This window comes from Sphingobacterium spiritivorum ATCC 33861 (genome assembly GCF_000143765.1).
Classification (GTDB): Bacteria; Bacteroidota; Bacteroidia; order Sphingobacteriales; family Sphingobacteriaceae; genus Sphingobacterium; species Sphingobacterium spiritivorum.
The window spans coordinates 168,142-188,957 of record NZ_GL379774.1; the positions used below are offsets into that span (position 1 = coordinate 168,142).

12 protein-coding genes are annotated in these 20,816 nt (G+C 41.5%); 3 read left to right on the top strand and 9 right to left on the bottom strand.

The annotated features are described in order from the left end of the window. Positions 1-28 precede the first annotated feature (28 nt). From HMPREF0766_RS18580 to HMPREF0766_RS18590, 3 genes are all read left to right on the top strand, one after another. A complete protein-coding gene (locus tag HMPREF0766_RS18580; protein ID WP_003000700.1) occupies positions 29-658 on the top strand; it encodes a porin family protein in 630 nt (209 codons plus the stop codon). 13 nt (positions 659-671) lie between these two features. After that, the gene (locus HMPREF0766_RS18585) at positions 672-2,312 is read left to right on the top strand and encodes an NAD+ synthase (protein WP_003000702.1); all 1,641 of its coding nucleotides are present in this window, start codon (positions 672-674) and stop codon (positions 2,310-2,312) included. Between the two features lie 61 nt (positions 2,313-2,373). Then, complete coding sequence (locus HMPREF0766_RS18590; protein WP_003000704.1) at positions 2,374-2,955, top strand: DUF4136 domain-containing protein; 582 nt, start codon at positions 2,374-2,376, stop codon at positions 2,953-2,955. Between the two features lie 61 nt (positions 2,956-3,016). On the opposite strand, the gene HMPREF0766_RS18595 is transcribed toward HMPREF0766_RS18590, so the two are convergent. The 9 genes from HMPREF0766_RS18595 to HMPREF0766_RS18635 form a co-directional block, all read right to left on the bottom strand. Next, positions 3,017-4,177, bottom strand: coding sequence for a glycoside hydrolase family 88/105 protein (locus HMPREF0766_RS18595; RefSeq protein ID WP_037460880.1), 1,161 nt, complete (start codon positions 4,175-4,177; stop codon positions 3,017-3,019). Between the two features lie 16 nt (positions 4,178-4,193). Continuing rightward, a complete protein-coding gene (locus HMPREF0766_RS18600) occupies positions 4,194-5,708 on the bottom strand; it encodes a sialate O-acetylesterase (RefSeq protein WP_236590590.1) in 1,515 nt (504 codons plus the stop codon). Between the two features lie 8 nt (positions 5,709-5,716). Continuing rightward, the gene (locus tag HMPREF0766_RS18605; RefSeq protein WP_003000710.1) at positions 5,717-7,525 is read right to left on the bottom strand and encodes a RagB/SusD family nutrient uptake outer membrane protein; all 1,809 of its coding nucleotides are present in this window, start codon (positions 7,523-7,525) and stop codon (positions 5,717-5,719) included. Positions 7,526-7,536: 11 nt separating this feature from the next. Further along, positions 7,537-10,761, bottom strand: a complete 3,225-nt coding sequence (locus HMPREF0766_RS18610) for a SusC/RagA family TonB-linked outer membrane protein (RefSeq protein WP_248676781.1) — start codon at positions 10,759-10,761, stop codon at positions 7,537-7,539. 564 nt (positions 10,762-11,325) lie between these two features. Beyond that, positions 11,326-12,951, bottom strand: a complete 1,626-nt coding sequence (locus HMPREF0766_RS18615; protein ID WP_003000714.1) for a RagB/SusD family nutrient uptake outer membrane protein — start codon at positions 12,949-12,951, stop codon at positions 11,326-11,328. A gap of 11 nt (positions 12,952-12,962) precedes the next feature. Then, positions 12,963-16,058 carry a SusC/RagA family TonB-linked outer membrane protein gene (locus tag HMPREF0766_RS18620; RefSeq protein WP_236590591.1) on the bottom strand — a complete coding sequence of 1,032 codons (3,096 nt, stop codon included), beginning with the start codon at positions 16,056-16,058 and terminating at the stop codon, positions 12,963-12,965. A gap of 63 nt (positions 16,059-16,121) precedes the next feature. After that, positions 16,122-17,702, bottom strand: coding sequence for a fasciclin domain-containing protein (locus tag HMPREF0766_RS18625; protein WP_003000718.1), 1,581 nt, complete (start codon positions 17,700-17,702; stop codon positions 16,122-16,124). Between the two features lie 11 nt (positions 17,703-17,713). Next, positions 17,714-19,330: a fasciclin domain-containing protein gene (locus HMPREF0766_RS18630; protein WP_003000720.1), complete on the bottom strand. Its 1,617-nt coding sequence runs from the start codon at positions 19,328-19,330 to the stop codon at positions 17,714-17,716. A 7-nt stretch (positions 19,331-19,337) separates the two neighbouring features. After that, on the bottom strand, positions 19,338-20,804 hold the full coding sequence (locus tag HMPREF0766_RS18635) for a RagB/SusD family nutrient uptake outer membrane protein (protein ID WP_003000722.1): 1,467 nt from the start codon (positions 20,802-20,804) through the stop codon (positions 19,338-19,340). Positions 20,805-20,816 lie beyond the last annotated feature (12 nt).

A 20,816-nucleotide genomic window follows, 5' to 3' on the forward strand; every position in this document is an offset into this window, starting at 1 on the left:
TAATTACAAAACCGACTCTGTATTGAATATGACATTTACATTCCGTTACTTATTGATCAGTTTATTCGTTCTATGCAGCTCCGGAGCATTTGCTCAGGGATATGGGGATAGAAATATCTCATTAGGTCTTACTGTAAACCCCAATATGGGTCTGTTCCGGTTTGATGAAGACAGCAATGTGGACGGAAAATCCAAAGCCGGATTTTCTTATGGACTTATTGCTGATATCGGCTTCGCCCGCAATTACTATTTCTCAACAGGATTACAGATCAATACTATCAAAGGCCGGTTGGAATACCCGCAGAATTCATCTTTTCCAAACAAGGATGTCCGTTTACAATATGCAGAAATCCCTCTGACCTTAAAGATGAAGACTTCTGATATAAACAGTCGTCGGTTTTACGGACAATTTGGTTTTACTACTGGTATAAAAGTATCCAGTAAAGAGTCTCTTGACGGAACGGATAAAACTACCGGAGTAGATGGTTCCAGCTTATTGAGATTGGGTTTACTGATCGGAGGAGGTTTGGAATGGAGATTTGACAACAACCTTTCCATTATTACCGGTCTTTCTTATAACAATGGCTTTACTAAAGCTTTTAATGAGGGAAAACCAAAGGCTTCATATTTAGGATTAAATCTCGGCTTACTTTTTTAGATCTTTCAATTTTATGAAAATAGCGTTAGCTCAACTGAATTATCACATCGGGAATTTCGAAAAAAACAATTCTGCGATTATACATACCATTACCCGGGCAAAAGAACAGCAGGCAGATCTGATTATTTTTGCCGAGCTGGCTATCGGAGGATACCCGGCCAAGGATTTGCTCCGCAATGCCGTATTTATCCAAAACTGTGCTGATGCGATCGAGCTGATCGCTTCACATTGTCATGATATTGCCTGCATTATAGGTGCACCGATCCGCAATACCGACCCTGAGGGAAAATCACTTTATAACGGTGCCGTATTTATACAAGATGGTAAAGTATCGCATATCAGCAAAAAAGGTTTATTACCGGACTATGATGTATTTGATGAATATCGCTATTTCGAACCTTCCCGTAATTTTAACTGCTTCAAATTTAAGGGAGAAACTATAGCACTCACGGTCTGCGAAGATCTGTGGGATGATGACAGTTCTAATTCTTATGTTGGTGATCCTATGGAAGAATTGCTTCGTGAAAATCCCAGCCTGATCGTCAATATAGCTGCTTCTCCGTTTTCGTATACACACTTTGAGAATCGCTTAACGGTTTTGCGTAAGCAGGTGGCAAGAGCTAATTGTCCGCTACTCTATGTCAACCAGGTCGGCGCCCATATGGATATTATCTTTGACGGACGCTCTCTTGCTCTGAATAAGAGTGGTGAAATTGTACGTGAACTTGGAAAGTTTGAAGAAGATTTGCAGGTTGTAACATTTGAAAATGGCGACTTAGCATCTGCCAACAGCTCTATCACAAGCGGACATACAGAAATTGCATTGATCCATGAAGCGCTGATCCTCGGATTGCGTGATTACTTCCTGAAATCCGGATTTAAAAAAGCAACACTCGGCCTTTCGGGCGGGCTGGATTCTGCAGTTGTTGCTGCTCTGGCCTGCGAAGCCATCGGAGCAGAAAATGTGCTGGCTATACTGATGCCATCCGTCTACTCTTCAGATCATTCGCTCAAAGATGCTTTGGATCTTGTGAAAAACACGGGTTGTCAGCATCATATTATTCCGATCAAGGATGTTGCTCAGGCTTTTGAAGGTACACTTAGCAAAGTTTTTGAAGGATTGCAGCCGGATACGACCGAAGAAAATATACAGGCCCGTACAAGAGGAACGCTGTTGATGGCTATTTCAAATAAACTGGGACATATCGTACTTAACACGTCCAATAAGAGTGAAGCGGCTGTTGGTTACGGAACCTTATACGGAGATATGGCAGGTTCTATCAGTGTAATCGGGGATGTGTACAAGACTCAGGCTTACGATCTGGCAAAATATATCAATAGAGAGCGGGAGATTATTCCGCAGAATACTATTGTCAAACCACCATCAGCAGAATTGCGTCCTGATCAGAAAGATTCGGATTCATTACCGCCATATGATATATTGGATGCTGTTTTATTTCAGCTTATTGAACTGGAAAAATCAGGCTCTGAAGTAGTCAAAACAGGGTTTGATGAGGCTTTGGTGCTTCGGATAAGTAAACTGGTCAACAATGCCGAATTCAAAAGATTTCAGGCACCTCCTATTTTAAGGGTGAGTCCGAAAGCATTCGGAAGCGGAAGATCTATGCCTCTTGTCGCAAAATATTCTTTTTAATCGTTTATAATTAAACCTTTTAAGACTAAGATTGTCTTACAGATACTTGAGTGTTATTATTATGAAAAAGTTATTATATTTCCTCGCTTTAGGATTCATTATTGTGTTTGCATCCTGTTCATCGTATAAGTACAATACGACGCGAGTACAAGACTTAGATTTCAGTCAATACAAAACGTACGGATGGTTACCTCCGATCGATTCTCTTTCAAAAAATTACTATAATAATGATATTGCAAAGAGCAATATTATGAGTACTGCGAATAAAGAGATCGAAGCAAGAGGTCTTACCTACAGCAAAGAGAATCCGGACATTTTATTTCGTTATGTAACCATTGTCAACAATAAAAGCCGTCTGGTATACGGAAGCTCTTATTGGGGAATGGGCTGGGGATGGGGCTGGGGTGGTCCCTGGGGATTCTACAGACCATGGGGACTTTATGGCGGATATTCTTATCCTGTTGGAAAAGAACGCTACCGTTACAGCCACCTGATTATCGAAGCGATAGACAGAAAAACAAATACTGTTGTTTGGCAGGCCAGAGGTTCTAACGAGATTGATAATCCGGAAACAGCTATCAATAAACTTCCAAAAGTTGTATCAGGTATTATGAAACAATATCCTCTTCAACTTAAAAAATAAGGTCTATACAAAGTATTGACTAAAAGAGGCGTGATTATCAATGATAATCACGCCTCTTTTTTTATTTGTTCAATGCTACGCAACCCATGATAAAAGGCCCGTTGGCTTTAGCATCATTATCCCGGATTCGCTCGTTAATATAGTAAGAATAACTACCATCCCGGTAAGGATTCCCGCCCAAACCTGCCACGGCACAGCATTTGGTCAGCGTAAGATTGCCATTAGACTCTGTAACGATTAACTGCTCCATCAGGCCTTTATAAGCTTTTTCAGCAACAGCTTTATAACGTGAATTAATATATCCTTTATTGACTCCTTTAGCATAAGCATACATGAACATAGAAGACACTGATGATTCCTGATAATTTCCCTCTTGCTTACTTTTGTCAATGACCTGGTACCAAAGTCCCTGTGTATCCTGATATTTAACCAGTGTAGCAGACAATTGGTCTGTTATTTTTAATAATTCCGCTCTTTTAGGGTGATCGGCAGGCACGTAATCCAGCACATCCACCAGTGCCATAAACCACCAGCCTATACTTCTTCCCCAGAAACTGGGCGACTGGCCTGTTTCTTTATTTGCCCATCGTTGTTGTTTACTCTCATCCCAACCATGATAGTATAATCCTGTAGCCGGATCGTAGGTATGTCTGGCACAGATCAGAAATTGATTTATAGCGTCATCAATCAGTTCAGGTCTGTTAAATTCTTTTCCGTACTGCGCTAAAAAAGGAGAAGCCATATACAAGCCGTCTAACCAGATCTGATGCTGGTAGGTCAGCTTGTGCCAGAATGCACCTTCCAATGTACGGGGGTGGACCTCCAGTTGATGAATCAACCGATCCATAGCTAACTTATACTTCTCTTTACCAGTTTGCTTATACAGTTCAAAAAGAATCTTTCCCGGGTTGATATAATCCAGGTTATAGGTTTCGACTTTATACAGGTGGATCTCCCCCTTATCGTTGATAATTGTATCCGCCCATTTTTCTACATAATCCAGGTACTTTTTATCTCTGGTCGCAGTCCAGACCTCTAACATCGCCAGACAGGCAAGTCCCTGACCATATCCGAAGTAAAGGCGTTTGCCATGATCCAGCTGCCAGGCTTCGGGAAATCGTTTTATCTCGGAGTCAGCAAACTTCTGATACGTTTTTTGTGCTGAGACGAAAGGACCCGCCAGCAATAATACGATCAGCAGATGCATACCTATTCTATTCATAAACTTGTTTTTTTTATTAATTGTCTGTACGAAACGGACTTGCCGGTAATCCTTCTGCATTGTAAAGATTTCCTGGTTTATATTTTCCCCAGGCGTATCGGACATATAGCGGTTGTTTTACCTGTTCACTGCTTACCCATAACTGAGTTCCCTGAACAGTAGCAGTGGCAGGATAATAATGCTGATCTGCCCCTGCGATCTCAAAACCTTTTATTGCTTTGCCATCTGATAAGAATCCCTTGCTGACATAATCAAAGGAAAGAATGACCTTATCCTTCTGTATTTTCTTTTTCCTGTACAATGGTCCTGAATACGCTACCGGAATCTTATACTCTTTAGCTAAAGCCCAGTTTGCCAATCTTTCTCCCGGCACCTGTTTATTGCGGGGGTGTATATCTGTAGAATCTCCTACATCGGTAATGACGACCATGCCTGTATGTTGCACAGACTGCCAGGTCTTCAGTTGTGCTTCTCTGATCTCTGGTGGTTGTTTGTAATGCGGAGCGATCTGTACAAAATAGAAAGGCATATCTTTTTGTTTCCATGCTGTCCGCCAGCTTTGAATCATATTGCTGAAAACCTGCTGATAGTCCTGATATCTGACCGAATTGGATTCTCCCTGATACCAGATGACTCCTTTTATAGTATATGGGACAAGCGGATTGACCATCCCATTCCATAATGTACTCAGTGCCTTATTGTGGTATATTCCTAAAGGTTCTTTTGGTTTTTTGGGTAGTTGCTGTCCCTTGCTTCTTGCCTCCTCATAGTCCTTAAGTTCCTTCTGGTAGATCAGGCTGTCCTGTGGATAGCTTTCTTCGGCTTTATTTTGTTCTTCGATCAGTGTAGTGTAAAGCGGGTTGTGCTGCATCACCGGCATTGGCGTCCACGATTCGGCATGTGTCCCTCCCCAGGTTGTCTGTATCAGTCCTACGGGTAATTTGGTCTGTCTGTGTATTTTGCGACCGAAGAAAAAAGCTACAGCTGAAAACTCTTTTAAATTATCCGGATTACAAATCATCCACTCTCCTTCGCAGTCTTCTAACGGTACTTTAGGAGATAATGTCTGCCGGACATGAAATAAACGGATTTCCGGAAAATCTGCTTCTTTCATATGTTGCTCTTCATCCAGAATACCGGTTCTCCAGCCTGTTGATTTTGCAACCGGAAAATCCATATTGGACTGCCCCGAACAGAGCCATACCTCCCCCACCAGAATGTTACGAATGCGGATCTCATTTTTTCCGTTAAACAGCAATTCATATGTTTTGTCAGATGCTTTTGGAGTCTCTATTGTCAGCATCCATTTTCCGGCATAATCTGCAGTTGTTATAAAGTTGTCTGCCGTCCATGATGCCCTTACGGTTACCTGCTCGCCGGGATCTGCACTTCCCCACAGTCTGACTTTCGTATTTTGCTGTAAAAGCATATTGTCAGACAGAAGTGCGGGCAGCCTGATATCTGCCTTACAAATATCCAGCAGGACTAATGCAAGGCAGCTCAGCGCATATTTTAATACAGTGGTTTTCATGTTAAGCATTAGTAAAGCGGATGTTGCTGTCCGCGCAATCCCGGATTATCGTCTATAGTCTTGGTACTCAACGGGAAAAGTTCTACTTTATTTTTTTCCAATCCTCTGTATAAGTTGCCCACCCATGTTGCTGTTGGTGTAAGCGCATTGGCAAAGAACGCTGCAACATTGCTGTGCATCTCCAGGATCGTATATCCTTCATTTTGTAACTGAGTTCTTTCTGCAGCAGTGGGTGCTGTCTTGAAAGAAATATAGGTACACGCCACCAAGGGATCATTGAATGTGGTAGCAGGAGTCTTTTTATAGGCTCTGTACAGATCTACATTTGCAAAACGTCCTTTTTTTCCGGCAAGATCCAGTACCTGCTGTTTGGTTTCTGTTAGTTTTTCAAATAAAATACCCCATCGAATCAGATCTGTTCTTCTCCATCCTTCAAAACCCAGTTCCAGTTTTCTTTCTTCAATAATAGCATTTTTAAATTCCTGATAAGAACCGGGAGTTGTTCCGATCTTGCCTGCGTCGCCTTTAAAAGCTCTTAATCTGACTTTTTCCAACATTTGCTTTGCTGTAGCTGTCGGCGCCTGATTCAGTTCGTTTTCGGCTTCAGCATACATCAGTAATATATCCGAATAACGCAGTTCTATCCAGTTGATATCTCTCTTATTAACGGCAGGTCCCTTTTCGGATTTCCAGTTTACTCTGAATTTACCAATGGTATTACTGGCATATGTATTCATCTGATGCAGATTATCTGCTGTAATTGCATAATTACTGATCGCGACATCCCTGCGGGTATCTCCTTCTTTGAAATCAAAATAATAAGTCGGAAGCACGGCCATTGCCGGTTGCGCTTTACCATAGAATGAATTCTGGTGTGCAAAGATTCCATTGGTATACCCTACTTGTGCCTCATTGCGGTCCAGGCCTAGCTGACCGTATTCTAACATGGATTCCCTATTGTAACGGCCATTAATCAGATCCCGGAATACGGTTTCATAATCTATAAGATCATTTTCTCCTCTCTTAACGACTTCTTCACATGCATCGCGTGCAATCTGATACAGCTGCTGGATACGTTGGGTATCTGCTCTTCGGGCCAGTTGTACACTTCCGGGTGAATAGGAATTCAGATCCCATCTTAACGAATACCCGGCTGCATATAAGGCTGTACGTGCCAAAAGACCGTAAGCGACATTTTTGGTGATACGCTCAGAGCTAACTCCTGATTCGCTTTTCCATGGCAGCAGTGTTATGGCTTTCTGCAGATCTTCGATACATCCGTCCATGATAGTATCTCTGCTCACACGTGAAGATGAATAACTATCGGCTTCTATAACCGGAATCTTAGGATATGGTACATCTCCAAAATAACGTACTACATTCAGCATGTTTTTTGCACGTATGGCATAAGCCTCTCCCAGTAGCATATTCAGTTTCGTTTTTTCAGATTCAGCAACGTTTGTCATCAACGGAATATTACGAATGATGACATTGACCTGCTCAACTCCCGAAAACATAGCCGTATACGTTGAAGAGGGGCTTGTTGCCGGGTTATACACATAGTTAGAAACCTGATTTTTGGAGTTTGTCTCTCCTTCTGTAGAGAAACATTCGTCGGTACCCATTCCAAACTGATAATACAATTCGTTATTAAATGTACTTGTATATGCTCCCAACACAGCCATTTCGACGCGGGGTACATTTTCAAATATATTGGAACTATCAAAATCACTTTGCGAAGGCAAGTCTAACCAATCCTTACATGAAGTGGAGAATAATGCCGCGGAAATACTGATTATATAGACTAATTTTTTCATGACGTTAAATCTTAAAATGTTAAATTAACTCCTGCTACCACACTTTTTGCTCTCGGATAAGCTGAATTATCCACCCCTCTTGTCAGGATAGAAGAACTTGCGGATACTTCAGGATCATATCCGGAGTATTTGGTAAACGTATGGATGTTATTCAATGTCAGGTAAACCCGCATCTTATTGATAAATGCTTTTTTGGAAACCGCAGCCGGTAAAGTGTAACCGAACGTAATATTATTGATCCGTAGAAATGAAGCATCTTCCAGATAATAATCCAGGGCATCGCTAATGGCTATATTATTACCTGAGTTGAGACTCCATACCTGATCTTTACTGTGCTGATCCGGATTTAATGCTGCCAGACGACTCAGGTCTTTGGTTTCTAACCCTGTTGCCGGATCTATAAGTGTAAAGCGGGAAGCCATTGTTGACAGCGAATTCTGATTAGGAAGGTATGGCCCCATAAAACGTTGTGTATTCATATTGAATGCCTGATTGCCGTACGCAAAATTGACAAATACACTCAGATCAAAGTTCTTGTAAGAGAAAGCATTGTTCATACCCCCGAAGTATTTTGGTTCAGGATTACCGATAACTGTTCTGTCATTAGTAGACCAGACCGGGTTACCATTGGCATCTGTCTCTCCTGCTGTTGGCAAATATTTAACATCTCCCGGTTTGATATTTGCCCGGTTTTTACCTTTCAGTGAAGCCACTCCGTTTTTTAAACTGTATGATCCGTCCGGATTCTGATTGAAATCATCCGTTGTATATACACCATCGTATTTGTATCCGTAGAATTTACCTACAGATTCCCCTACCTGCGTCATAAAGTCTACTCTAGAACTCAGATTTGTAATGAGGTAATCATTGCCACTGGTTCCGAATAAAGCCTTTGTTTTTGACTTGTTGAATGTGATATTAAAACTGGTTTGCCATTGAAAATCTGCTTTCTTGATATTAACGGTATTCAGTGTTACTTCCACTCCTCTGTTTCTCAATGCAGCTATATTCTGAAACTGATACGAGTAACCTGTAGAGGTAGGAATATTGGCTCTAACCAACAGATTTTTGGACTCATTATTATAGAAGTCTGTTGTCAGATTGACTCTGTTATCTAAGAATGACATATCCAATGCGATATTGCTGGTCTGTGTTTTCTCCCATACCAAATCCGGATTTCCTAATGTTGTTCCTGGTTTGAGACCAATAACCTGTGTATTATTTACAGCTACAACTGTAGATCCGTAAAGAGTGGCATAGCTGGTATTACTGATCTTATCATTTCCGGTAGATCCATATCCTGCACGAAGTTTTAACTGATTAAAGAAACTTCCATCTTTCATAAAGCTTTCATTATGAATATTCCAGGCGGCAGATACGGAAGGGAATGTACCCCACTGATTTCCTTTTCTGAATCGGGATACACCATCTGCCCGGATTGTTCCGGTTACTAAATAACGATCGTCATAATTATACATAGCACGTGCAAAACCTGAAACCAGACCGTATCGTCCTTCATCCGTATCTGCTCTTTCGATACGGGATGCTAAAGAGACATCATTCAAACCAAAATTACTGGAAGGGAATCCGTAATAAGTATGTCCTACACTCAGATCCTTGGAATACAGAATCTCATGTCCTGCCAACAGATTAAGATTGTGCTTACCAAATGTTTTCATCCAGGATAAGGTATTGGTCAATTGCCATTGGTAACCTTCTGCATTGGAACGGCTTCCATACGGTCCTCCATTGTTGCGTGCGGTTACGGTACGTCCGTCATCCCAATAATCTTTACGGGTTTGATTCCACTGATATGCGCCTGAACTTCTAAAGGTGAAATTTTCCAGAAAATTTACTGTAAGCCCTACACTCAGATTAGCCAGACGAGCTACTTTATTACGGGTGATGGCATCGTTCGTAATAATCGGATTGTAAATATCGTACTGGGAATCCAGTGCCTGAAGATCTTCAGCAATATCTGAATTGATCAATTGCTCATTTGTAAAACGAATTCCACCGGTTGCAGGCTGGAGGATAGACATTTTTAACATCCCTCCAAGAGATCCGTCTCCATCAGTATTGGTATCCTGAAACAAGGAGTTAAAGTCCAGATTGACCCCCTTTAGCAATTCGTGATTTACTTTTGCACGAACACTATTTCTGCGAAATCCGGATTTTGCCAGAATACCATCCTGACTGGTATTATTAAAGGTCAACATGAGTTTTGTCTTTTCATTACCTCCGTTGATATTCAGGTTATGATTCTGTAAGATAGCTTGTCCTCCAAAGACCTCATCCTGCCAGTCGATACCCGGTCTGCTGCCATAATCACGCTGAATTCTGGCATAAGCGCCTGAAGCAAATTCCGGAGTATTGACATCTCCTCCGAACATATTGGCAAATTGCTGTTGTTTGCCTCCTAATGTTTGAAATTCATACTGGTATTTCACGTAATCTTCGATATTCAGTAAGTCCAGTTTTTTACTGAGCTTTTCAAAACTTGCATATCCGTTATAATCAATATTGGTACGTCCGGCTTTTCCGGATTTGGTAGAGATCAGGATAACACCATTAGCCCCACGTGAACCGTAGATTGCGGAGGCTGATGCATCTTTGAGGATGTCAATACTTTCGATATCATTTACATCGATCTTCATCAGGGCATCTTCCATGACAAAACCATCGACAATATAGAGCGGCGTGGTCGATCCTGTAATAGAGGTTCCTCCTCTCACGGTAATATTAATTGCAGCTCCGGGAGCGCCACTTTGAGTCACCACATTGACACCTGCCACTTTACCGGTAATTGCCTGTGCCGCTGTAGTCACGGGGACATTACGGATATCACTGTTTTTTACCGTTCCGACTGCTCCTGTAAGATCCCGTTTACGGGCGGTACCGTAGCCGATGACTACAATTTCATCAAGTTCATTGTTGGCAGATTGCAAGACTACTTCCATAGGACTCTTTGTATTCGCTACGGCATCTTTTGTTTCAAACCCTACGTATGTAAATCGGAGATTGGCATTTTGTTGCTTTACCTGAATGGAAAACTTACCATCTCTGCCGGTTGTCACCGCTACATTTGTGCCTACTACGGCAACTGTGGCTCCTCCGATGGGTTGATTCTTCTCATCGACAATTCTTCCTGTAACAATATCTGAGGTTTGTGCAACACTTATTCCTGTCATTACAAACGCAAGCAAGGCACATAAGATCGCTCTTAAAAAAAGCATATTTTTCATAAGCTGGTATTCGGTTTCTATTTTTCTGTAGGAGCTAAAATATAGCTCTTTTATTTTACGCTATTCTAATTTATTGTATACACCCTGATAAGACATTAACTGTCAGCACAATGAAAAATCAACATTGGCTGCTGTCTCATCGTTGTATTTCAATAATAAGAAAATGGGAAAGGGTACTGACGGCAATAATTATCAGCATATACGACCTCACTCCGGTTTATACTTGTTGGTTCCATTACGAAATTATAGATTGGTTAATCCAAACTTAGTAAAACCAAAAAGCACAACTATCCTGACCTATCCTGAAACGTATTCAAAACAGGCAGAAACCGGAAGGGCTAAACAGAAGAAATATAGATAAGAATATCTACAGACAGGTATTTACATATACCGGTAATGATTGATTTTAAATGTTTTAAAAACCGAAAGAGAGACCCCATGAACACTTGGTGTGTTCTTTCTTTCCTAGCAGGTCTCTCTTTTGGTTGTATTGTTTTTAGGTTAAAGAATTAGAATAAATATTGTTTATATGCTGCTTAATGTGTGTTTCTGTTGTTACAATGGGTAGTTGACATACCAGTTGACAGGATTCATCAGATGCTGTTTAAAGGTTTGCTGATAGGCTCCGGTGTATTTTTCGCTGACTCTGTTGGCGAGCATAGCCGGATCATTCCAGCGGGAGGCGATCCGTATCATCGCAAAATAAGCTTTTGCTTCTCCGGCACTTTCCATTAATGTTTCTTCAATGATCAGATCATCTACTGCTTTCTTATATGCTTCTATCTTCTCGGGAGTATTCAAGTTATCCTTTGAAAGCCCCGCCGGATATACAGGAGACAGATTGACCCGGCGCCGGATACCCCAATTCTTGGCTAAAGCCACATTCCATACAGCATTATTCAGCGGATATTGGAGGTTATTTGCATTACGGGACAGGTATAATTCTATACCATCATTGAGAAAAGCTTCTGCTTCTTTGAATTTTCCAAGATTATTGAGGGCTTCCACCATAAAGAAGTGAACATCAGCATCTCTGTAAAGGACAATATGGACGTTGTTTTTGTAGATCTCTGAAGCACTTTCCCTGTCTCTGGAAAACTTACGGATAACCCATTCACCATTTTGCATATAGTAGGTATAGTTTTCTCCGCGATACAGGTCTCCAAGTGTATTACCATCATAGCGCAATTGCTTTTTATAACGTTTCATTGCAGCTTCTGTCGGTTTCAGATAATATACAGAGGGCTGGGTATTGGAGAAATAAGAGATTAACTTATTGGTCTGATTACGTTCAAAATCATAGGGTACCACATTGATCAGTCCTCTGGTTTTTGTAACGGGACTGCGGGTAAAAAACTGAATCCATTCTCCGTTATAATCATCGTTACCTATTTTGTAGCGACCACCGCCGTTATCATAGATAAAAGGCATGCCGACTTCTACCACTTTGCTGTAATTCTTATTCCACAGATACAGCTCCATCAACAGCGGTTCGGGCGAAGGACAAATCATGTTCCACACGAGGTCCTGTTCGGACGCATTGACTCCGGGAAAGAGTACATCTCCCCATACGAGTACATTTTTGCCGTTGACTCCTTCTACACCTGACTCCATCAGGTCAATCAATTTGGGAATCAGCTGATCTAATGTCAGTACCGGAATTTCTCCGACCTTATTGATATCTAAATTTTTATCATCAAAGTAAGCAGCCTTACCATAGAGTTTACCGATCATCAGATATGACCATACCTTGAATCGTATCGCTCCGGATATAATGGAGTTGTAATGTGCTTCTTCTATTGCTTTCGGATTTTTCTTTCGGTACTCTATGACCTTTGCGAGGTAATTGTTTGCATTGATAATAATATCATAGAATCCTTTCGGATTTGCAAATTCATTACCTTGTTTTTCACGATAGTAATAGAGATCCCAGAGATCCTGAGGCGCATTTTTAGTAGGTTCCAGCAGATCTGTACGCAGGTCTGCCAGAAAAACAGCCTGATCAGCAACTTTCTGAACTTTTGCAGCTATTCCCATATAACCGGAATAGAGTTCGTTGGCATTACCTACATAATCTTCATCTTTCAGGATATCATTGGTATCTACTTCAAAGTATTTTGAACAACCTGTGAAAAACAAGACGGCACAGGCTGCTGCTATTTTCAAATAATTTTTCTTCATCTCTTCAACGATTAGAGTTTCAGGTTAACACCTAATTTAAATGTACGTGGTAATGGTATTTTACCATAATCGGCTCCTAACAGACTGACATCATAGCTATAAGCGGTCACCGGATCGAGGCCTAAATATTTGGTCCAGGTGTATATATTTTCCCCGGAAATATAGATTTCGGTATTGTTGAGCAATTTGATTTTTTGAGTTCCAAAATTGTATTTCAGAACTACATTACTCAGGCGCAGGTAAGAAGCGTCTTCAATCCAGCGATCTGAAAAACGGCTGTTACCCATCGGATCAGCATAAGTTGCTTTGGGAATTGCTGTAACCTGTCCCTCTTCCTGCCACCTGTTGAGGATAGCGGTAGACTGATTCCTATAGCTACTCATATCTTCCAGGCTCCGGCGAACGGCATTGTACATCTTGTTGCCTTTAGAGAAGGTGACATATCCGCGTAAGGTCAGTTTTTTGAATCTGACATCTATAAATCCGGATCCATAAAATTTTGGTAAGGCATTCCCCAAACTCTTACGATCATCTTTATCAATGATTCCGTCTTTATTGATATCTTCAAAGATAGCATCTCCGGCTTCGAAAGGCAGATTTTTGAAATCTGTCAGATTCAGACGTGAAGCCTCTGCCGCATTGCTGATTACACCATTGAACTGATGTCCGTAAAAATCATATGGTGAACCTCCGACCTGTGTGATCAGTGTCATGCCATACGGCGCTGTGGTTATCTTCTGGTCTATATTATTCAGACTTTTCACTTCATTTTTCAAGGTGCTCAGATTTCCTCCGATCGTAAATCCGAAATCTTTTTTCTCTATAAGGGTCAGGTTGGCATCAAACTCAAATCCTGTATTGAGCAGTGTAGCTCCGTTGACATACATATTTTCGATACCGGCAATGGGTGTGACCGGCACAGCCTGTACAACATCTTTAGCTGTTGTATGATAGTAAGAGGCACTTATATTAAGTCTTTTTTTCCATAGACTGGCGATCAGACTGACATCCCAGTTTCTGACATCTTCTCTGTTTAAAGATGTATTGGGAATATTGCCGACTACAATACCTGCTAACTGACGATAAATCTGGCTGCTGTAATAGGCCTGACTGAGTTTGGATGAATACCTGCTATTTGCTGTTTTGGAATATCCGGCATTCAATGTCAGCAGGTCCAGGTTGCTAATATCTTTGAATACGCTTGTATTTGACAACACAAATGACAGGTCAACTCCGGGATAGAATCCGAAACGGTTCACATCTACTCCTGTAGAGGATGCTCCGTCGGATGAGAGATAAGTAGATGCTTTTACTAAATTGCGCCAGTCATACTGTACAAAACCATAAAAGCTCATCCAGTTCCAGGATTCGTTATAGCCTTCAAAAGCACGTCCTGCAGCATTTACATAATTGAGGGTACGATAGAAATCCGAGCTGGTATTGCGTCCGAATCCGGCATCATATTCTCTATCGGTGATCACCCCCTGAAATCCTACACCTGCCTGAATATTGGATTCATCCAGTTGTTTTGTGTAATCTGCATTTATCTTGTAATAGATATTGGAGTTTTTACCTGATCCGGAACGGGCTGAGTTGAGTGCTACACCATTTTCCAAAGGCAGAATGGTACGGCTGGACAATCCGGGAATAAAGGTAGATTGTCTGTTATAACTGGAGAATAGTCCGAATGTACCGTACACATTTATATCCCGGGTGGCTTTGTACCTGACACCTGCATTGACAAAGACATCATATATATCCGAATTGATGGTAGTTGTATTGAGTAAGGCCAGTGGATTGGACACATTGAATTGTCTCACGATATCGTAATCCGGCAATATGTTATTCTGATCATCTTTGCGGTAAGGACTGAGTATCGGCGCCTGATACAAGGAAGCTAACATTGGGTTAGTCGCCTGAAGCATTCCCTGCTCGTGCAGTTTATTTGTCGCATATGTCAATGCTACGCTGGCTGAGAGATCAAATTTCTTTCCTAAGGTAAGGGTTGAATTAAGACGGGTGCTGTAGCGTGTAGATTTACTGTTTTCCAATGTTCCGTTCTGATCCATCACACCCAGAGAGAGGTCATATTTGGCAATGGCATCTCCTCCTTTGATACGAAGGTGATTATCTGTTACGAATGCCGGTGTATAGATCTCATTTTGCCAGTCTGTATGATTATTGTACAGAAAATTGTAATAGTAATTCGGATCATCTCTTAAAAACGGGAAATAGCTGATCATATCATTCATATCCGCAAACTGGGACATTCCCACATCTCCGATAAAGTTTTTGAAATCGCTTCCCTGCAATACCGGGATACGTTTGTTATTGTATCCTATGCCATAGTTTCCTTTGAATTCAATAACTGTTTCCAGATCATCTGCAGAGGAGGTCTCGATGAGGAGTACACCGTTGGAAGCTAATGATCCGTATACCGCAGCTTCAGGACCTTTGATCAATCTGATACTCTTGACATCCTGCGGATTGATGGCATTAAATACACTTCTGGAATATCCACCGATAATAGTTGAGGTCTCATTGTCCGGAAAGTATGGCATTCCATTGAGAATAATCAGCGGTGAATTGTCGGCACTCAGGGTTCTGATTCCGCGAAAGTTGAGCACGCTTCCCTCCGTTGGCATTCCACTTTTATTGATCACATTCAGTCCTGAAAATTCGCCGGCCAGCACATCTTCAATGTTGTACACACCGTCCTTGAAGTCCTGATTGTATAACACAGAGGTTCCTTTATTGGCAAAAATACCTTCTTTGACTTCGTCAAATCTGAATCGTGTATCGGGAACCAACGTTACAACAATAGAATCCCGCTTGAGTGTGCTGACCTGCAGTTCATGAAATCCCGGACTCCATACGGTAATAAGGGCGGAGGTACCGACATCATCAACCTTCAATGAAAAATCTCCATTTTTATTGGTTTGTGCTGATGCGGCACTGTTTTTTATGGAAACAATTGCATTTGCTACGGCAGCATTATTATAGGAGCTCAGTACCTTTCCTTTTATTATCCGCTGTGCAAAAGCCTGCTCTGCACTACACAAACCTATAACCGAGCTTACAAGCAAAATTTTATATAATATATTCACCCTTTTTATCATAACTGTTCAATAAGCATTCTTTAAAAACATTATAAAACTGCTTTACTCTTTTTAATAATTGTTTTGTGTGGGAATCAACGCCCAGTGATATAATTCTATTTGTTCAACCGTTCCTTTACCTAATCCGGCAAATTCTACTTTTATTTTAAATCGTCTCACCTGATTACCATCTATAATGACCGGGCCAACCAATCCTCCCCAACCATTATATTTGGTGCTGCCAACCGTATTTGTTGAACGGTCATAGTTCCATGGTGTGGACGGCTCTACATTGAGTGCACTTTTGATCAGTTTGCCATCGATATAGATATTTACAAAAGGATGGGTAGATGACCGGAATCCCATATACAGATTATATTCTCCGGGAGGTACTTCTACCACTTTATAACCTGTAGACCCGTCGCTGTTGCGAACAGTCAGTACTGGGGTAAAGTCTATAGAAAGCGGAGCTCCTGCGATTTTTGCACCTCTGAGTACCAGTGTGCGGTATTTGTATTCCAGTCCCAGCGTCGGGAAACTTGCATTATCGCGATCTGTCGGTACGACACTTGTTGCATTCAGTACGGTAAACAGATTTCCTTTTTCATTATCCGGTACGTATTCCCAATAGTGAAAAAACTGCTTGATCATATCGATGTGTACGTTATTCGGCACTTTCAACTTTGAAATTTCAAATATTCTGCCATTGCTCATGCGTTTGTAAACTGGGTTTACCTGTTGCACACTTGTTTTCCAAAGTTTGTTGAAAGCCGAATAGATATTTTCTTCACTGCCATAATCATCGACCAGTGTATTATAAAAAATAGCTTCTTTGATCCAGGACATAGCTTTGAGATAATCATCCTCTTCAAATGTTTTCCCAAACTGAGCATATAGACTTCTCAAATCATTAAAACAATTGTTCAGTACCTGATTGCTTGGCAAAAACATACTGACCTGAACAAATTCTGAACGGATATTCGCCTTTTCGAAAATCGGGTTCTTGATTACATAGGCTGAATCGTAAACGGTGTTTCCGGTAGGATCCACACCGATAGGGACACTGTTTGCCAGATCAAAAATAGTATCATTGAGTCGCAGAATGGTATCCCGGATAATGGAATAATCTGATCCCAGCCCTTCCAGGTATTCATAGATACTTACATCCGGTTTCATGAGTTCGTTAATCTCGTGGACGACTCCGTTTTTGCATAATTGATTACCGTTTACGATCGCCGCATCTCCTATCTGATATTTACCTGAAGCATCCTGATTAATGGACAGATACTTTCCATTCAATGTCTTCAGGCGTAATCCTTTTTTGAGTTTAGAGACATCATAGGTAAGATTGTTGATATGATACCCCATCACATATTTTTCATCCAGATTTAATTGTGCAAGACGATCCATCTGTTCGTTACTGACAGCCCACACAGTGAGATACTGGTCTCTTTGCAGCTCTTGTGCCAGTCCTGTTTCCTCCAGTTTTGCGACAAATTTGCTATACTCTGGTTTTGACTTCAGGTAGTCCAACAGATTTAACGGAGATACGGTAGTCGTACCATCTGTCGTTCCATAGTGGCTCTCCCAGGCTTTTTTACAGCTCGAAAAGCAGATCACTGCTGCCAATAGAGCAAAAATTAATCTTTTCATAATCGTAGTATTTAGTCTATAGGATCAAATCGTATATAATCCAGCGTAATCAGTTTTCCGTCTAAGGAAAGTATACGCAGTTTGTGAGATGTCGTCTCCTCAAAAGTGACATTGCCAAGCGACTGTTCAAGTTGTCTGTCTGTCCGGGTGTTGCTGATGGTATGTTTGTCTCGCATCAATACGCCATCCAGAATAAATGAACAGATACCTGTGGAAGTTGCCTGAATAGGACTCGGCCAGAAGAAGGTCACTTTATATTTCCCTTTGACGATGACCGGACTATTCATTTCTATCCAACCTGACTCACCCAAGGTAACCCGCAGATGATCGTAGTTCAGTACATCGCTGTAATAAATACCGTCTGCCGGCCGGCTGTTACGGTATATCAGCACATTGCTGCGTGTCTCCGGACGCGCACTCCAGATAATACTTTTGAGATCTCCGGTAACAAATGTTTTGTTATACTGTGCACTCAGATTTGCTTTCTTAAACTGAGTCACATTGGCTTCTACATCCGGATAGTCGGACAACTCCCAGATCACGGATACCCGCTCCGGTGTAAATACCGGCATCCAGTTATTCACTTCATGTAAAACCCCGTTTTTACACAGAACATTGAATTCTACAAATTTGATTCCTGTGGTATTGGCCGCATTACTGTTTAATAATAATTCTCCCTGTCCTTCCGACATTTTGATCAGCTGCTTATCTGCCAGAGTATTGATATTCATCTTACGCTGTCCTGAAGGGAACTGCCCCAGACTGGCATAATCTCTCAACTGTCCCAGAAGATGGTAAGCGACATACTGATTCAGAGGATTCCTGACGTCTGTATAAGGCAGACCATTATTAGCAGATAATTTCGTGATCAGGTCTGTGATACTCCTGATATTATCGGCAGCAAAAGTCTGATTGGCTACTGCAAATGCGGTATACCGATACCTTATTTCTATAGGGTTGCCCTGTTCATCTGTAGAAGGTGTATACACCGTTTTGAGACGTTCTTCATAGCCTGCCATTTTCACGGCTTCATAGAAAATGCTGAACTTCTCCTGTTGAAGACGATCGGTGATCGTTTCGGTCAACGGAATCAGTACATCTTCGATAATATGTATAATTCCGTTAGTAGCTTTAACATCAAATTTTTTGAATCGGGAAAGTCCGTTGAGATATACGGCCTCAAGTCCTCCTCCTCTAAACTCTATACTCAGATTGTCATCTGTTTCGTTAAGTTCGTCAATGGCTCCGCTCTGAAACTGCCCCAGATCAATAACTGTTCCTGCGATCAGATGATAGCGGACCAGATAAGCGGCATCTTCTTTGGACATATCCTGCACACTTGTGTAACCTTTGGCCTTTAAATAGCGGTCAACGCCTTCATTAACCGGCACAAAATGGGTATAATTTGCATTCAGATTAAGGGTATTATACAGATCTGCCTGCTTCAATACTTCTACCCAACGGGAGAATTGATCCGGATGCTGATTGAGGTATACTGAAATCGGAAATTCATCATAAGCCGTGAAGGTTTTATCTTCGAAGCCATCTTTACAGCTATTGACCAGCAACAGCGGAAACAACAGCAATAACGCCTGTATCGTTCGGTGTAAGTTGTAAATTCGTTTCATAAGTTGGTTAGTTTAAGCTATCGTAATAGGGATTCTGCACCAATAAGCGATTTGATTTCAACTCGTCAATATGAATCGGCAGGTAGTGCGAATTGTTATTTAATAATTTGGACCGTATTATCGGGGATGAACCTCCCGCAGTACCCAACAGCACCTGTTCGATGAGGTAATCCTTATATTCGTAATTGTTTCTTTTACCGACACGCAGCAGATCGTACCATCTTTTTCCCTCGCCTATAAATTCAAGAGCTTTTTCATTTAATACGATGTTTAGCATCTCCAACTGATTAGATGCAATAGAGAGGGGCTGTGTGATTCCGGCACGTGCGCGTACGGCTGAAACCAGATCCAACGCTTCCTGGTAATGGCCGGCTCCTTTCATCACATATGCCTCTGCTTTCATCAGGTAGATATCAGCCATACGGTAGAGTATCCAGTTCTGGTCACTATTCTGACGTGGAATGGTCGTTCCGCCTTCCGAACCCAGATATTTCCAGACCTTGAAATCAACACCTGAATAAGATGCTCCAAGACCACGTATATCATCCGGATTCTGCTGAAATCTGGCAACCATCAACGGGGAGATAATCCAGTTGTAGGAAGAGCCGAACCAACTAACGAGGCTATTGGTCTGATTTTTTGTAAAGTCAAATTGTATTTCAAAAATTCCCTCGTTCGAATTACCCGGACTGAAGATGGTAAACCAGTTATTTTTGGTATTTACTTTTCCCTGTATCAGTCCTACACGTCCGGAGTTTAATACTTTATCGCAGGCTTCGATGGCCAGATCATACTGCTCTGTCCAAAGGTATACATCTGCTAATGTGGCATATACTGCCCATTTGGTTACCCGTCCTTTGGTTTCCCATACCGTTGGCCAAAATTCTTTGCTGCTACCGATGGATTGTTGCAGATCGGAAATAATCTGTGTAAAGATCTGAGCGGAGGTCGAGGTTGCGATTTCAAAAGAAGTCTGATCATCCATATAAGGTTCCAGGATCAGTGGAGCATCCTTAAAATTACGTACGATGTAGAAATAGGCCAATGCTCTCAGATAATAAGCTTCTGACAGGTAAGACCGCATAGTTGCTTCATTAAATGAAGGGTCTTTTGCCACTACTTCCGGTGCATAGCGGATAACCATATTGGCGTAATTGATAATACTATAGAAGTTAGACCATTTCACAAATGAATTGGAAGGGATAACGTCGAATGATTTGAAACGCTGCAGATCGTTATTGATAAAACCACCTAATGATAATCCGTTTCCGCGGGCTTCTCCCCAGACCAGCATCAATTGTACAGACTGCTGCATCTTTACATATGCAGCTCCAAGTACGGCCTCTACTTCTTCTTTATTGGACCAGTAGGAGTCGCTGATCTGCTCGTTTTCGGGCTTTACATCTAACCATTTATTGCATGAACTGCTGAACGTTATTATAAAGGCAAAAAGAATAAAAATGATCCTTTTCATATGATATCTACA

Excerpts from the sequence above, each read along its gene's own strand:
- HMPREF0766_RS18600 (WP_236590590.1), bottom strand. The coding sequence starts at position 5,708 with ATGAAAACCACTGTATTAAAATATGCGCTGAGCTGCCTTGCATTAGTC.
- HMPREF0766_RS18580 (WP_003000700.1), top strand. The coding sequence starts at position 29 with ATGACATTTACATTCCGTTACTTATTGATCAGTTTATTCGTTCTATGC.
- HMPREF0766_RS18585 (WP_003000702.1), top strand. The coding sequence starts at position 672 with ATGAAAATAGCGTTAGCTCAACTGAATTATCACATCGGGAATTTCGAA.
- HMPREF0766_RS18595 (WP_037460880.1), bottom strand. The coding sequence starts at position 4,177 with ATGAATAGAATAGGTATGCATCTGCTGATCGTATTATTGCTGGCGGGT.
- HMPREF0766_RS18610 (WP_248676781.1), bottom strand. The coding sequence starts at position 10,761 with ATGCTTTTTTTAAGAGCGATCTTATGTGCCTTGCTTGCGTTTGTAATG.
- HMPREF0766_RS18605 (WP_003000710.1), bottom strand. The coding sequence starts at position 7,525 with ATGAAAAAATTAGTCTATATAATCAGTATTTCCGCGGCATTATTCTCC.
- HMPREF0766_RS18615 (WP_003000714.1), bottom strand. The coding sequence starts at position 12,951 with ATGAAGAAAAATTATTTGAAAATAGCAGCAGCCTGTGCCGTCTTGTTT.
- HMPREF0766_RS18630 (WP_003000720.1), bottom strand. The coding sequence starts at position 19,330 with ATGAAACGAATTTACAACTTACACCGAACGATACAGGCGTTATTGCTG.
- HMPREF0766_RS18635 (WP_003000722.1), bottom strand. The coding sequence starts at position 20,804 with ATGAAAAGGATCATTTTTATTCTTTTTGCCTTTATAATAACGTTCAGC.
- HMPREF0766_RS18625 (WP_003000718.1), bottom strand. The coding sequence starts at position 17,702 with ATGAAAAGATTAATTTTTGCTCTATTGGCAGCAGTGATCTGCTTTTCG.
- HMPREF0766_RS18590 (WP_003000704.1), top strand. The coding sequence starts at position 2,374 with ATGAAAAAGTTATTATATTTCCTCGCTTTAGGATTCATTATTGTGTTT.